The organism is Haladaptatus sp. CMSO5 (assembly GCF_036689885.1).
Classification (GTDB): domain Archaea; phylum Halobacteriota; class Halobacteria; order Halobacteriales; family Halococcaceae; genus QDMS2.
In genome coordinates this window covers 1,925,479-1,937,544 of record NZ_JBAHVW010000001.1, presented here as the reverse complement: position 1 = coordinate 1,937,544, position 12,066 = coordinate 1,925,479, and the positions used below count along the sequence as shown (strand labels likewise).

Below are 12,066 nucleotides of genomic sequence, written 5' to 3'. Positions count from 1 at the left end.
CAACGGTTTGAGTAATGCCACTTCTCGATTCGGACGGGAACTTATTCGGGCTCGTGAATATCATCGACGCGTTCGTCATCCTCCTCGTGATTGCGGTGGTCGGCGCGGGTGGCGCGCTCGTGCTGGGCGACGACGCGGCAGACCCCGCCACGAACAACACCACCGCCACACCGACGCCAACGCCAACAGCAACGCCGCAGAATCAAACGAACAACACGACTGCGCCGCCACCGACCGAGAACGTGAGCGTCGTCTACCGGCTCGAAAGCGTCCCGAAATACCTGCTCGAACCGATAGAAGAAGGGCCAGTCAACGCCACCGATTCGCTCGTCAAAATCGAAGCTATCGAGGTAATTTCAGAGACGAACGAGACGGTCACGGCTGAGCTGACGGTCGAAACCACGCTCACGATGAAAGACGAGTTGCGCTACTACAACGGCGAGCGCATCTATGTCGGCAAGCGGGTCACCCTCGACTTCGGCGATGTCGTGGTGAAACCAACGGTCATTCGCTTTGCCTAAGCGGTCACGTCTGCGGGACGCTCGGTGGCGGCCGCGGCAAGCGCGGTAAACAGGTTGCTCGCTTTTGCAGTCAGGTCGTACTGTTCGTGATAGTCGTCCGGGTCGCGTCCTCGACCGCTCGCGCGGCCAACGAGGTCGGCTATCGTTTCGTAGTTGTCGCGCACGAGATTCCCGGCGAGTTTCGGCATTCCCGCCCGCGAGGCAAGTTCTTTTGCTGCGGCTTTGCCCGCGTACACCTGTCTCGCTTGTTGGTCTACGAGCACCATCGCAAACGGTGTCGTGCCGAACTGTGCGTCGAGGAACTGTTGGGCGGCGTCGTCGTACCACGAGATGGCGACGACGGTGTCGAGTCGCTTCAGCGCAATCGCGGCCATCGAGCAGTACGGACACTCGCCGTCATAGATGAGCACGGCGTCGGGAGAGGTCACACCTATCCTACGTGCTCGCACCCAAAATACTGTCCGCCATCGGTTGTGTACCGTGTCGGCACACGGGCAATGTGATTAAAGCCATCCACGTAATAGGGTGGGACATGAGCGATTCCTCAAGTACCGACGACATCGACGCCATTCGTCAGAAGAAAGCAGAAGAACTGCAAGCAAACGCACAGGCCGCTGAGTCTCCGTCAGAACCAATCCACATCGAGAGCACCGAACACCTGCAGGAGATTGTAGACAGCCACGACGTCGTGCTCGTGGACTTCTACGCCGACTGGTGTGGCCCGTGTAAAATGCTCGAACCGACGATGGAAGAACTCGCCGCAGAGGGCGCGGCGACCATCGTGAAGGTGGACGTCGATGAACACCAGAACCTCGCCCAGTCGAACGGCGTCCAAGGGATTCCAACCCTCCTGCTCTACGCCCACGGCGAACAGGCAAAGCGCCTCGTCGGCGTCCAAGACAAGGCAACGCTCTCCTCGCTCATCGAGGAAGTCGCCTAACGGCCCGTAGGCTTACGGGCCCCTAGTTCTTACCACCGGCCAGATGAGCGAGGTCACAACGGCCCTTCGACTGGTCGGTGGAGTGGCATTGTTGCTGGCGAACGCCTTTTTCGTGACGACTGAGTTCGCCATGACGCGGGTTCGTCAGTTCTCCCGCGAAGAGTTCTCCGGCCCCGGCCTCGACAAGGCGTGGGAGATGACCGACAAGCTGGAGATTTATCTCTCGGGCTGTCAAGTCGGCATCACTATTTCGAGCGTCGGCCTCGGCGTCGTCGCAGAACCAGCCGTCGCCGCCGTGTTCTCTGGTGCCTTTGGGCTCCTTGGTATCACCAGCGGCGGCCACACGGCGCTGTCAGTGGTGTTCGCCCTCGGGATGATTAACATCGCCCACATCGTCATTGGCGAGCAAGCGCCGACGTATCTCGGCGTCGAACGCACGAAGTTCGTCGCCCGCTACTGTGCGCCCATGCTCTACTGGTGGACGAAGGTGATGGCTCCCGTCATCATCCTCTCTGATAAGATTGCCAAAGGCATCCTTCGCCTGTTCGGCGTCGAAATCGATCGGTCGTGGACCGAGGAAGAAGACGGCAACGGCCCGAGTACGCGCCGCGAACTCCGCAGTCGCGTTGGCGACATGCTGTCTGAAGGCGACCTGACCGACGAGCGGCGCAGAGAGGTGATGAACGCGCTCGAAATCGGCAAAACTCCGGTTCACGAGGTGATGGTTCCCCGTGAGTCGATCGTGACGCTTTCGACCACCAATTCGCTCGCGGAGAATCTCGACATCATTGCAGAGAACCCACACGGGCGATTCCCGCTCGTTGGCGACTCGCTCGAAGACTTCGAGGGCATCGTCTACGTTCCTGCCCTCCTCCAAGACTTAGAAGCCGTGACCGACGGCTCGATCACCCTCGAATCGATTGCGTCAGAGCCGCTCTCTATCGATGGCCGCACCGCTGTGAGTGAGGTCATCGACACGTTCCAAGCAGAAAATCAGGAGCTCGCGTTTGTCACTGAGGTGCCGGACGCCGCCGCGGACGCAGACGACGTGACCGGCTCCGTCGTTGGGCTGGTCACAGCTACGGACGCCTTCGAGGCGATTACGGGCGATTTAGAAGACCCGCTCGACAAGGACGCTACGTCGTGAGCACCGGACGGTCTGCGGTGCGGACGACCCGCTCTGCGACGCTCCCAATCGGGATGCGATTTGCACGCTTTTGCCCGTGTGCGCCGAGCACGATGATGTCCGCATCGACCTCCGTGGCGTAGGCGACGATTTCTTCGTCGGGGACGCCGTGGCAGACGCGCGAGACGACCGCCAGTCCGCGGTCGGTGGCGCGCTGTTCAATGTCGGTGACGAGGTCGGTTCCGACATCTTCCATCTCCTCTACGATGAGTTCGATGCTGCTGAGCGTTGGGTCGCCGTAGCGTCGGGTATCGACGACGAACATCGTGTGAAGCGTCGCGTCGTACTTTTCTGCGAGTTTCATGCCGTGTTCTACGGCACGGGCTGCCTGCTCACTGCCATCGGTTGGAACGAGTATGGTGTTGTACATGAATCTCCCCTCACTTCTCGTGTGTAAAAAGGGCGGTTTTGGGCTTAAGGCGCGCGCCAGTTCCCATTTCCTGGGACCGTTTCACCGTCGTATCTTTTGGTTCCCTCCCTCGTACAGTACGGTATGTATGACGTGATTCTCGTGCCGACTGACGGAAGCAACGCCGCCCGAAGAGCGGGCACGTACGCTATCGACCTCGCAACCGAAACCGGTGCGAGCCTCCACGTCGTGTACGTCGTAGACGAAAGCGCAGCCACACTGCTGTTCAGTTCACAGAAACTCAGCGACATGCTCAAAGCGTTCACCGAAGCGGGCGAGCAAGCCGTCGGAGAAATCGCTGACGCGGCTCAGGAGGCGGGCGTCGAGGCGACCACAGAAATCGTCCGCGGCATTCACATCAATGAGGCCATCGTCTCTGCGGCAGAGCGCGCAGACGTGGACCTCATCGTCATGGGAACCTACGGCGCACGCGGCATCGAACAACTGCTCGGAAGTACGACGACGCGCGTGCTTTCACACTCACATATTCCGGTGTTGGCGGTTCCGGCGGGCGAAACCGAATAGCTCTCCTCACCGAAGCATTGCGTCTACGTCTGCGTGTGTCGAGAGTAGGTGACGCATCGCCGCGACGGTTTCCTCGTCGCGGGTGCGACCGGAGCGAATCACGTCTTCTGCGCGCTCGATGGTCGTCATCGTGTCCGTTTGCATGAGCAAGATTGGCACCCCACGTTCTGCGGCCTTGCCAACGACCGCCCCCGGTGGCTGGAAGCCACCGGTCAACAACAGACACATGATGCCCGGCGCTTCGAGCGCCGCCGTCTGGATGTCGGTACGGTCGCCGCCGGTAATCATCGCCGCCGCTTTCGTCCGTCGGAACTGGCTCAACGCGGCTTCCGCGCCCATCGCACCGACGGCGAACCGCTCGATGTAGCCGTCGGTCGGCACGTCTGGCGTCACGACCTGTGCGCCGAGTTCCTTGGCGAGGTCGGCCACGGTGAGCCCGGCGAGTTCACGCTTTCGCGGGAGCACGCCGTAGACGGGAATCCCACGGCTTTCGAGAAACGGCACCACGTCCGTCGAGACGCGGTCGTAATCTGCGTCCTTGACGGCGTTGAACAGGACGCCGCCGAGTCGGTCACCAAAGCTCTCGGCTGCGGCGAGTACGTCGTCTACGTCGCCCGGTTCGCTGTAGGTTGCAAGCAACAGCACGTTCGCGTCGAGGAGGTCCGCCACGTCGGCGTCGGTCAGTTCGATGATACCGCCGGTCGTGTAGCTTCCTCCGCCTTCGACGACCATCAGGTCGCGGTCTGTGGCAAGGTGGGCGAAGTTCTCTGCGACGCGGTCTCTGAGTGCGCTCGGGTCTTCTCGCCCACGGATGGCGTTCTCGATGAACGTCGGTGAATAGACGATTGGCTCCATCTCCGCTACGTCGTCCGCGGAATCGAGCAGGTCGCGGGCGAGCATCGGGTCTTCGTCGAGAATCTTCCCGACGTTCGACTGGAGGCGCGTGCCTTTGGGTTTCATGTAGCCAACGGCCGTGCCCTGTGCGGACGCGAGCGTCGCGAGCGCGAGGGCGATGGCCGTCTTGCCGGTGCTTTCTTCGGTTGACGTGATGAGCAGTGTGTTCATTGGTCGATGGTGAGTCTGAGGTCGAGTGCCGTTGCCCCCTCGGGCGTGGCGAGCAGCGGGTTGATGTCGAGTTCGAGAATCTCGGGGAAGTCGGTCACGAGCTGTGAGAGCCGCTGGATGGTCTCTGCGAGCGCCTGCTGGTCTACGGGTTTGCGACCGCGGGCCCCACGCAGGAGCGGTGCGGTCTTGATTTCATCGAGCATCGCCGTCGCGTCGCGCTCGCTCACGGGGGCGACCCGGAAGGTGGCGTCTTCTAAGACTTCCACGAAAATCCCCCCAAGCCCGAACATGACGAGCGGGCCGAACTGCGGGTCGCGGTTCATCCCGACGATGGTTTCGGTCGCCTCCGCACGGGCCACCAGCTCTTGGACTTGGACGCCGAGAATCGTCGCGTCGGGTTGGTACTCCCGGGCGCGCGTGATGAGGTCTTCGTAGGCGTCGTACACGTCTTCGAGCGGGACGCCGACTTTCACGCCGCCGATGTCGGATTTGTGTGGGATGTCCGGGCTGACGATTTTCATGACGACTTCCGGGTCACCGATGTCCTGTGCGGCGGTGACGGCGTCTGCGGGCGAGTCTACGACCGTCCCCGTCGGCGTCTGAATCCCGTAGGCTGAGAGCAGGTCTAAGGCTTCGACGCCGAGTTGCGGTTGGCCGCGTTCGGTCGCCGCATCGAGAATTTCTCGGGCGCGCTCGCGGTCTACACCGAACGATTTCGGTGGCACGTACTCGCGCTCTCGAATCTGTTTGTACGACCAGAGCGCGTCGAGACTGCGGACGGCGCGCGCCGGGTCGAAGTAGGTCGGAATTCCCGCGCTGTTCAGCCGCGTAGCGGCCGCGCGCGTCGAGTCGCCGCCCATGAGACACACAGCCATTGGCGTCTCGTGTTCTGCTTGCAGGGCGACGACGCGCTCTGCGAACGCGTCGAAATCGAGGACGGCCGTTGGGCACGTCAAGAGCACTGCACAGCCGACACGGTCGTCTTTGAGCGCGTGGTCGATAGCCGTCTCGAAGCGCTCGATACCGGCGTCGCCAATCACGTCGATTGGGTTGTGGATGTTCGCTTCTTCGGGCATCGTCTCTGTGAGCGCATCGAGCGTCTCCTGTGAGAACGAGGCAAGCGAGAGCGAGGAGTCGCCCACTGCGTCGGTCGTCATCACGCCGGGGCCGCCGGCGTTCGTGACAATCGCCACGTCTCCACGTTCGGGGAGCGGTTGACCATTCAATATCCCCGCAAAGTCGAACAGGTCTTGAACCGTCTCGACGCGGAGGACGCCAGCCTGTTCGAGGCCGGTTTTGTAGGCTCGCTCGCTGCCGGCGATTGCGCCGGTGTGCGAGGAGGCCGCGCGCGCCCCCGCCTCGGTACGCCCCGATTTCACGAGGACGATTGGCGTGTCTTTGGTCACCTCGCGGGCCGCCTCGATGAACCCCTCGCCGTCTTCGATGGCTTCTAAGTAGCCCATGATGACCTCCGTCCCCTCGTCGTCGCCCCACTCGCGGATGAAATCCGCCTCCGAGAGGACGGCTTTGTTGCCGAGCGAAACCACATCGCGAAAGCCGATGTCGCGGTCGTTCGCCCAGTCGAGAACGGCCGTGATGAACGCCCCCGATTGACTCATAAACGAGATAGAGCCGGGAAGCGCGTTATCCGGGCCGAAGGTGGCGTTCATCCCCACACCGGTCGAGATGATACCGAGGCTGTTCGGGCCAACGAGGTTGAGGTCGAACTCGTCCGCGACAGCGGTGAGTTCTTGCTCGCGCGCCGCACCCTCACCGCCGGTCTCAGAGAAGCCCGCCGTGATGACGACGACGTTCTCGACACCCGCCGTCGCCGCCTCTCTCACCACCTCGACGGCGATGGTCGGCGGCACGACGACGACGGCGAGGTCGATTACCCCAGGGACGGCTGCGATGCTCTCGTAACTTTCCACGCCGCAGACGGTGTCGGCGCGCGGGTTGACCGGGATGGTCTCGCCGCGATAGTCTGCGAGCAAGTTTTCGGTGATGGCACGGCCGACTGACCCGGTGCGCTCGGTCGCACCAACCACCGCGATTCGCTCGGGTGCAAACAGTGTCGATAGCGTTCCCATCTAGTGGTTGGGAATTTGACGCCCGGACAGATAAGCGCAGGTGGTGACTACGTTCGAACGTCCGCGACTGTGGCGTCAGAAAACGACGTCAGCGTGTCCGGGTCGATTGGGAACACCGTCTGTGGCGTCCCCGCCGCCGCCCACACCTGGTCGTGGCTGAGCAACGTCTCATCGAGATACACCGGAACGCGCGTCGAATGGCAAAACGGCGGCACGCCACCGATAGACCAGCCAAGCGTCTCCTTTATCTCATCTGCATTTGCCATCCTGACCGTCCCTTCTGGCACTTGCTGTAAGTCAGCGACTTTTTCGAAATCGACGCGGTTTGCGCCGGACGTGACGACGACGATGAGGTCGCCGTCTGCGATGACGGCGATACTGCTTGCGATCTGGGCAACGGCACAGCCAATGGCGTCTGCGGCATCTGCTGCGGTTTTCGTCCCCTCAGGGAACTCGTGAACATCAACCTCGAACCCGTACTCTTCTGCGGCGCGAGCCGCGAACTGGGAGGCGCGTTCGTGCATATCCACCGACTTTCGATTGAATCACCATATGTGCTGGTGTGTCGGCAGTGACTACCCGAACGACTCAGGGACAGTCGGCTGACGTAACCTCCGCGATTCTGGGTTCGTATTTTGCGAGACCGTTCAGCGCGCGCTGCGTCCAATTCCAGCGTATGGACACTTCAGTAAAGCAAAGTGGACTGTCTGTGTCGATACCACTATGACCGACGACCGTTGGCTCTACGCGTGGGGGCTGGGCTACGCCGCAGTCGGAGCCGCATCACTGTTGATTCCGCTGTACGCGCTCGCACTCGGGAGCAACGCATTCCTCGTCGGATTGATGGCCTCGACCGCCGCGTTTGCCGGCGTTCCGGGGGCCCTGCTCTGGGGACGACTCGCCACCCGAACCGGGCGGCGTAGGCCGTTCGTCCTCGTCGCGCTCGCCGCCACGGCCCTCGTCCTCGCCGTCGTGCCACTCATCACCGAACCGTGGCTGTTGCTGGTCGCGAACGCTGCCCTCTGGTTCGTTGTCGCCGCGGCGGCCCCGGTACTCAACCTCATTGTCGTAGATGGCGTCCCCGACATCGAATGGGACGACCGTATCGCCCGGTTAAACGAAGTCCAGGGCTTCGGCTGGCTCCTCGGGCTCGTCACCGGAGCCGGCTGGATGGCGCTGGCTGGCAGCCGACTATCACAGGTCGAAGCCCAGCAACTGTTTTTCTCGGTCATCGCGGCCACGACGTTCGTCGCGTTTCTGCTCGCTCGTCACTGGTACCCAGAACCTTCGATGGTGAGCCGCGACCGGTTTCTTCGCGTCTATCGAACCCTCGGACGCGGCCGGTGGGGGGCCGGTCGGTACGTTCGTGCGATTCCTTATGGCCCCTCTCGCATCTACTGGGGGTTGGCGTCGTTCAACGCACGCCGCTTTTCTAACCGAGCGACCTCCGCGCTCGGGACGTACCTGTTCGCGGCCGTCGTTTTTTTCATTGGCTTTTCCGTGTATTTCGGGCCGCTCCCGGCGTACCTCACCGGCCTTCACTACTCGACCGACCAAATTTTCATCCTGTTCGTCGTGAACAGCGCCGGGTCTGCAGTGTTCTACGGCCGGGTAGGGAAACTCGCCACCAAGTGGGAGTCCCATCGGCTGCAGACGAGCGCCCTCGGCGCGCGCACCCTCCTCTTTCCCGGCGTGGCGCTCGTCGGCGGTATCGGTGCGCTGGCCGGTTACTCGGGACTGCTCGCGCTGTTCGCCATCATCGGCGTCACGTGGGCGATAATCGCCGTCACCGCGACCAGTATCGTCACGCGACTCGCCCCGCCCGCGGTACGGGGAGAGGCACTCGGCGCGTACACCGCCCTGTCAAGTGTCGGCGGCGGCATCGGGAGCGCCCTCGGAGGCGCGCTCGCGGATTCAATGGGGTACACCGTCACCTTCGGCGTGGCCGCGGGGCTCGTTCTCGTTGGTGCTGGACTCGTCGCCGCTGGACAGGCAGGCGTGATTGGCACGGAAAACGTGTTCAGCGACAGCGTGTAACGATTCCGACGGCTATCGGCGCACCAGATTTCAACCGGCTTCAACGGTCTTCGTACCGAGAACGGGAGTCAGTTACTGGCACCACTATCGCTTTTGACGGTGGGCGTCGTATCACGAGATATGACTCATCGAGCCGTCGTTCGGGGCGTCGGGGTCAGTGTGGGGAACGAAGGTTCCGGCGCACCTGCGGTGGTCCTCGAAGTGAGAGGCGAACTGCTCCCGATTTACGTGAGTGCAGACCAAGCGCAGTCGATGCAACTCGCCATGCGCGGGCGGCAGTTCGAGCGCCCGCTTACCCACGACCTCCTCGTGGACATGGTCGCAGAGTTCGGCGGTGCAATCGACCAAGTCCGCATCGACGACCTCGCGGATGGCACCTTTTTTGCGAAAATTGACGCAGAACAGTACGTCGGCGGCGAGGGTCGCGAACTCGTCTTTGATGCCCGCCCGAGTGACGCCATCGCCATCGCACTGCGCGCAGACTGCCCGATTTTCGTCTCCGACGCCGTCGTAGACCGGGCGGGCTACCAACCAGAAGAGTTCTCGCTACAAGGCTTCGACGAGTTCGACTGAGTGCACCGGCGTGTTGGAGGTACCGACACAGAGCGCGTTCGCTCAACGCGATAGTGAGTTGGAGAACGGAACCGGGGTGATTACAGCGCGAGCCAGTCGGTCGTGAGGCTGCCGTCTTCTAAGTGCCAGCGCTGGTATTCATCGTCACCTTCACAGCGCGTCTCGATGACGGCGTCGAACAGCGGTTCGATGAGTTGGACGGCTTCAGAGTCGTAGGCGAGTGGCAGATGGAAGTGACCCATGCCGCCCACGCGGTGGAGTTCGCCTTCGAGCGCGTGGAGAAACGAGAAGACGGATTCGTCGTCGTGGTCTGCGAGCAGCGGGACAAGCGAGTCGACACACAGGCGAAGTTCGGCCGGGTCGAGGCCATCGGAGAGCATCTCGAACGTTTCGATGTCCGCAGAGATGGCGCGACCGAGGCCAGCGAGGTCGCGTTCGTCAACCGTCGTCGTCGGAACGGACGTGGCGGTGTTCGCGGTCGCCGCGCTGGCACTCCGGGTGAGCACCGCGGAATTAATTACCTTGAGCGAATCTGGCATCCAGTTTCCACTTGGGAGGCGGCGGTCTACATCAATCGGGCTGTCTGTGAATACGAACAGTCTGCGACGGGATGCTGTGGGGTCGTCACCCAGCAAGCGCTGACACGCGTGGTGGTGGGCGCTGTCACACCCAGAACCGACGAGCAAAATGCTGCTCCCTCTGCGCTTTAGCGCGGCAAGTGCCTGCGTGATGGCCGTCGTTTCCGTCAGACCAGTTCCTCCCTCTCCCGGCATCTTTCATATTAAGTGGAATTAGTTGCTAATAAAGATTGTGGGAGCGTTTCAGGGGCGATTCTCCGAGTTGTCACCTTTTTCCATGTGCACACCATATGTGGGGGTATGTCACACGACGCGCGCGATGAGGTCTCCCCGCTAATCGACGACCTCGAAGCGACGCTTGCAGAACTCAGAACCGCGCTCGAACCGACCACGCGCCGTGGTCTGCCCCGTCCCCCATCACCGCGCCGACTCCTCTCGTTTACCGATGAGTATGCGATTCCAACCGCGATTGCCGTCCTCGAAGCGAACATCCGGGCGCTCGAACTCGTCCAAGAGGTCATCCACGTCACGAACCGCGGCCTCGACGCATCCGAATCGACACGAAACGCCTCGACTCGCGCCCGCAACGTAAGCCAAGATGCGATTGACCGACTCGAACGCGCGCTAACCGAGATTCAAGTCTCTCTCGAAGAGGGTGCCCTCCCCGAGAACCCAGAAGCCCGCAAGCTGCTCACCGAAGCTCGCACGCTCAGAGACGAAATCGACGAGCGATTGGCCGAGACGCGACGCGACCCAACCTCTCGCCAGTCGCCACGCAGTCCGGCTCGCGACCAGCCCATCGTCATCCCGGTCGAGCCGGACGAAGACACAGAGCTGGACGATTCGGTACGCGACCTAGAGGATGCCCTCGCTGACGAGGAAATCGAGTCAGAACTGGAGACGATACGCGAGGAGTTAGACGCCGTCGACGACGAAGACGACAAAAGCTGATAGCAGAACGGATAGACTGCTGGAAGAGAAAAATCTTCATATTCGTGCGGTGTGTTACCATTTGCAAACCAACGTCGAAGAACCACCGGTTTCAGGAGCGCAGTATGAAGAACCTACCCACCCGACGACTCGAACTGTTTTACAGAGCACCAGCCCCAGACGAAGCGCGCCACTCACAGGAGCGTATCTTTAAGCGGCTCCACGAACTCGAACGAGAGAACGGTACACACATAGAGACCCACAAGTGGCCCATGCGCGTCGTGTTAGAGCGCGATACCGACGAGCGGGCAGCACGCGCCCTCGCTTCCTACACGGAGTTCGACGACTGGGCACACTCCCACCACGTGAGTCTCCGTCCGTACTTTACCGAACACGAATCACACTGGTTCACCGGCGAAGACACGAACGAACTCATCCTCCCTATGGTGTGTCTCGCCGTGTACGACGGCGACGAGTTGGTCGATGTGTTCCCGCGGACGGAGGGGAATCACGCCGTCTCTATCAACCAGTTCCTCGACCGGCTCGAATCGGAACTCGGCCACGACGAACTGACACACCAGCCCGCACGCTGAGCTAGTCGATGTCGAAAAACGGGTTCCACGCAACCTCCCAGAGGTGCCCGTCCGGGTCGGCAAAATAGCCCGAATAGCCGCCCCAGAACACCTCTTGGCCGGGTTTGACGAGCGTTGCGCCCGCCTCGACTGCTTCTTCGAGTTGTGCATCGACCGCTTGCGCAGACCGCACGTTGTGTGCGAGCGTAATTCCGGAAAACCCTTCGCCGTCGGGCGACACCATCGCGTCCTCTGCGAGCAGTTCGCGCGGGTACAGCGAAAGTTTCGTCGCCCCGAGTGTGAAAAACGCCACATCGCTGTCTGGGTCACGAGTTTCGAGAGGCAGCCCAAGCCCGTCGCGGTAAAATTCGATTGCACGGTCGAGGTCGGAAACGCCGAGCGTGACGAGGCTGAGTCGAGGTTCCATGACCTAGAGACGGCCGGAGACAGCAAAAAAGAGCGGTCAGGTCGGGCGCGAGACAGCTACAGGAGTGGTTCGGAACCTCCGGCTTGAACCTGTCTTCCGCGGTACAAGACCCGCTTACAGGACAGGTCCGAAACCTCCGATTTGAACCTGTCTTCCACGGTACAAGACCCGCTTACAGGCTTGGTCCGAAACCTCCGGCTTGAACCTGTCTTT

At 61.8% G+C, this 12,066-nt stretch carries 15 protein-coding genes; 8 read left to right on the top strand and 7 right to left on the bottom strand.

Going from position 1 to position 12,066, the window contains the following annotated elements:
• Positions 1 to 14 precede the first annotated feature (14 nt).
• The gene (locus V5N12_RS10165) at positions 15 to 521 is read left to right on the top strand and encodes a DUF4330 domain-containing protein (protein WP_332899055.1); all 507 of its coding nucleotides are present in this window, start codon (positions 15 to 17) and stop codon (positions 519 to 521) included.
• Here the strand turns inward: V5N12_RS10165 and V5N12_RS10160 are convergent.
• On the bottom strand, positions 518 to 895 hold the full coding sequence (locus V5N12_RS10160; RefSeq protein ID WP_442904972.1) for a DUF393 domain-containing protein: 378 nt from the start codon (positions 893 to 895) through the stop codon (positions 518 to 520). The two genes, V5N12_RS10165 and V5N12_RS10160, sit on opposite strands and share 4 nt — an antisense overlap.
• Positions 896 to 1,053: 158 nt before the next feature.
• Between V5N12_RS10160 and trxA the strand changes: the two genes are divergently transcribed.
• Positions 1,054 to 1,461 carry a thioredoxin gene (gene trxA / locus V5N12_RS10155; protein WP_332899053.1) on the top strand — a complete coding sequence of 136 codons (408 nt, stop codon included), beginning with the start codon at positions 1,054 to 1,056 and terminating at the stop codon, positions 1,459 to 1,461.
• A 43-nt stretch (positions 1,462 to 1,504) separates the two neighbouring features.
• Entirely contained in the window at positions 1,505 to 2,608 is a 1,104-nt protein-coding gene (locus tag V5N12_RS10150; protein WP_332899052.1) for a CNNM domain-containing protein, read from the top strand.
• Here the strand turns inward: V5N12_RS10150 and V5N12_RS10145 are convergent.
• Positions 2,598 to 3,017 (bottom strand): universal stress protein, encoded by a 420-nt coding sequence (locus V5N12_RS10145; RefSeq protein ID WP_332899051.1) that lies wholly within the window; start codon positions 3,015 to 3,017, stop codon positions 2,598 to 2,600. The genes V5N12_RS10150 and V5N12_RS10145 overlap by 11 nt on opposite strands.
• Positions 3,018 to 3,140: 123 nt before the next feature.
• Between V5N12_RS10145 and V5N12_RS10140 the strand changes: the two genes are divergently transcribed.
• Positions 3,141 to 3,581: a universal stress protein gene (locus V5N12_RS10140; protein WP_332899050.1), complete on the top strand. Its 441-nt coding sequence runs from the start codon at positions 3,141 to 3,143 to the stop codon at positions 3,579 to 3,581.
• 6 nt (positions 3,582 to 3,587) lie between these two features.
• Here the strand turns inward: V5N12_RS10140 and V5N12_RS10135 are convergent, their stop codons facing one another.
• Genes V5N12_RS10135 through V5N12_RS10125 form a run of 3 tightly spaced genes read right to left on the bottom strand, consistent with a single transcriptional unit; the run spans position 3,588 to position 7,260 of the window.
• Positions 3,588 to 4,646, bottom strand: a complete 1,059-nt coding sequence (locus V5N12_RS10135; protein ID WP_332899049.1) for a phosphotransacetylase family protein — start codon at positions 4,644 to 4,646, stop codon at positions 3,588 to 3,590.
• Positions 4,643 to 6,736 (bottom strand): acetate--CoA ligase family protein, encoded by a 2,094-nt coding sequence (locus tag V5N12_RS10130; RefSeq protein ID WP_332899048.1) that lies wholly within the window; start codon positions 6,734 to 6,736, stop codon positions 4,643 to 4,645. The genes V5N12_RS10135 and V5N12_RS10130 overlap by 4 nt, the downstream gene beginning before the upstream one ends.
• 47 nt (positions 6,737 to 6,783) lie before the next feature.
• Positions 6,784 to 7,260: a YbaK/EbsC family protein gene (locus tag V5N12_RS10125; protein ID WP_332899047.1), complete on the bottom strand. Its 477-nt coding sequence runs from the start codon at positions 7,258 to 7,260 to the stop codon at positions 6,784 to 6,786.
• Positions 7,261 to 7,459: 199 nt separating this feature from the next.
• Between V5N12_RS10125 and V5N12_RS10120 the strand changes: the two genes are divergently transcribed.
• Both V5N12_RS10120 and V5N12_RS10115 read left to right on the top strand, forming a co-directional pair.
• A complete protein-coding gene (locus V5N12_RS10120) occupies positions 7,460 to 8,773 on the top strand; it encodes an MFS transporter (protein ID WP_332899046.1) in 1,314 nt (437 codons plus the stop codon).
• A gap of 120 nt (positions 8,774 to 8,893) precedes the next feature.
• The gene (locus tag V5N12_RS10115; RefSeq protein ID WP_332899045.1) at positions 8,894 to 9,346 is read left to right on the top strand and encodes a bifunctional nuclease family protein; all 453 of its coding nucleotides are present in this window, start codon (positions 8,894 to 8,896) and stop codon (positions 9,344 to 9,346) included.
• Positions 9,347 to 9,426: 80 nt separating this feature from the next.
• On the opposite strand, the gene V5N12_RS10110 is transcribed toward V5N12_RS10115, so the two are convergent.
• Positions 9,427 to 10,119 carry a DUF7504 family protein gene (locus tag V5N12_RS10110; RefSeq protein WP_332899044.1) on the bottom strand — a complete coding sequence of 231 codons (693 nt, stop codon included), beginning with the start codon at positions 10,117 to 10,119 and terminating at the stop codon, positions 9,427 to 9,429.
• Between the two features lie 105 nt (positions 10,120 to 10,224).
• Here V5N12_RS10110 and V5N12_RS10105 point away from each other — a divergent pair, with 105 nt between their 5' ends.
• Together V5N12_RS10105 and V5N12_RS10100 are read left to right on the top strand one after the other, a co-directional pair.
• Positions 10,225 to 10,875 carry a DUF7547 family protein gene (locus V5N12_RS10105; RefSeq protein WP_332899043.1) on the top strand — a complete coding sequence of 217 codons (651 nt, stop codon included), beginning with the start codon at positions 10,225 to 10,227 and terminating at the stop codon, positions 10,873 to 10,875.
• Between the two features lie 104 nt (positions 10,876 to 10,979).
• Positions 10,980 to 11,447, top strand: coding sequence for an HTH domain-containing protein (locus V5N12_RS10100; RefSeq protein ID WP_332899042.1), 468 nt, complete (start codon positions 10,980 to 10,982; stop codon positions 11,445 to 11,447).
• 1 nt (position 11,448) lies between these two features.
• Here the strand turns inward: V5N12_RS10100 and V5N12_RS10095 are convergent, their stop codons facing one another.
• Positions 11,449 to 11,853: a VOC family protein gene (locus V5N12_RS10095; protein ID WP_332899041.1), complete on the bottom strand. Its 405-nt coding sequence runs from the start codon at positions 11,851 to 11,853 to the stop codon at positions 11,449 to 11,451.
• Positions 11,854 to 12,066: the final 213 nt, after the last annotated feature.

Coding starts and splice junctions, on each gene's coding strand:
- V5N12_RS10165 (WP_332899055.1), top strand. CDS start 15: ATGCCACTTCTCGATTCGGACGGGAACTTATTCGGGCTCGTGAATATC.
- V5N12_RS10160 (WP_442904972.1), bottom strand. CDS start 895: ATGGCCGCGATTGCGCTGAAGCGACTCGACACCGTCGTCGCCATCTCG.
- trxA (WP_332899053.1), top strand. CDS start 1,054: ATGAGCGATTCCTCAAGTACCGACGACATCGACGCCATTCGTCAGAAG.
- V5N12_RS10150 (WP_332899052.1), top strand. CDS start 1,505: ATGAGCGAGGTCACAACGGCCCTTCGACTGGTCGGTGGAGTGGCATTG.
- V5N12_RS10145 (WP_332899051.1), bottom strand. CDS start 3,017: ATGTACAACACCATACTCGTTCCAACCGATGGCAGTGAGCAGGCAGCC.
- V5N12_RS10140 (WP_332899050.1), top strand. CDS start 3,141: ATGTATGACGTGATTCTCGTGCCGACTGACGGAAGCAACGCCGCCCGA.
- V5N12_RS10135 (WP_332899049.1), bottom strand. CDS start 4,646: ATGAACACACTGCTCATCACGTCAACCGAAGAAAGCACCGGCAAGACG.
- V5N12_RS10130 (WP_332899048.1), bottom strand. CDS start 6,736: ATGGGAACGCTATCGACACTGTTTGCACCCGAGCGAATCGCGGTGGTT.
- V5N12_RS10125 (WP_332899047.1), bottom strand. CDS start 7,260: ATGCACGAACGCGCCTCCCAGTTCGCGGCTCGCGCCGCAGAAGAGTAC.
- V5N12_RS10120 (WP_332899046.1), top strand. CDS start 7,460: ATGACCGACGACCGTTGGCTCTACGCGTGGGGGCTGGGCTACGCCGCA.
- V5N12_RS10115 (WP_332899045.1), top strand. CDS start 8,894: ATGACTCATCGAGCCGTCGTTCGGGGCGTCGGGGTCAGTGTGGGGAAC.
- V5N12_RS10110 (WP_332899044.1), bottom strand. CDS start 10,119: ATGCCGGGAGAGGGAGGAACTGGTCTGACGGAAACGACGGCCATCACG.
- V5N12_RS10105 (WP_332899043.1), top strand. CDS start 10,225: ATGTCACACGACGCGCGCGATGAGGTCTCCCCGCTAATCGACGACCTC.
- V5N12_RS10100 (WP_332899042.1), top strand. CDS start 10,980: ATGAAGAACCTACCCACCCGACGACTCGAACTGTTTTACAGAGCACCA.
- V5N12_RS10095 (WP_332899041.1), bottom strand. CDS start 11,853: ATGGAACCTCGACTCAGCCTCGTCACGCTCGGCGTTTCCGACCTCGAC.